General features: G+C 66.5%; 1 protein-coding gene and 1 pseudogene. Both read left to right on the top strand.

The features are described from left to right. Positions 1–235: pseudogene (locus tag Q7C21_RS22305) on the top strand (pyrroloquinoline quinone biosynthesis protein B); the annotation flags it as partial. A 215-nt stretch (positions 236–450) separates the two neighbouring features. Beyond that, the coding region (locus Q7C21_RS22300; protein WP_375151131.1) for an alcohol dehydrogenase catalytic domain-containing protein at positions 451–696 on the top strand (246 nt) is incomplete at its 3' end.

The following is a 696-nucleotide window of genomic DNA, read 5'->3' as shown; positions in this document are numbered from 1 at the left end:
CGATGAAATGCGCGTCTGTGGCGTCGGCGACAAGCTGGGCAGCGAGATGGGCCACCTGGCGCAAAGCGGCCCCGGCGGCATGCTCGAGGTGCTGGAGCGCTTTCCCCGGGCGCGCAAGGTGCTGATCCACATCAACAACACCAACCCGATCCTCGACGAAGACTCCGCCGAGCGCGCCGAGCTGACCCGCCGCGGCATCGAAGTGGCGCATGACGGCATGGACATCCATCTCTGACGCCACCCGGTCCCTGTAGCCGCTGCCGAGCCACGGCGAAGCTGCGCAAAGGCCCGCAGGGCCTTGCTTGGCAGTCCCGAGCCGAGCCCCTAGCGGCACTGAAAACCTGCGTCTCCTGCGGAGCCGTTCGCAGCCTGCGGCAGCGGCTACAGATCGCCGGTATTGGTGGTAGGGTTAGCCCCCTGGACAATTATCGATCTGTGGAGACCCATTCCATGCAAGCCATCAAGCTCAGCCTGCCGGCATCCCTGGACAACCTGAAAACCGTGGAGCTGGCCGATCCCGGGCAACCCGGCGCCGGGCAGATCCGCGTGCGCCTGCATGCCTGTTCCCTGAATTTCCACGATTACGCCGTGGTCACCGGCGCGCTGCCGACTGCCGATGGGCGGATTCCCATGGCCGACGGTGCCGGGGTGGTGGAAGCGGTGGGCGAGGGCGTCAGCGAGTTCAAGGTCGGCGAT

Source organism: Pantoea sp. ANP04 (assembly GCF_041982285.1).
GTDB lineage: Bacteria > Pseudomonadota > Gammaproteobacteria > Enterobacterales > Enterobacteriaceae > Pantoea > Pantoea eucalypti.
The sequence above is the reverse complement of the archived record's forward strand: the minus strand, read 5'-3'. Positions and strand labels throughout refer to the sequence as shown.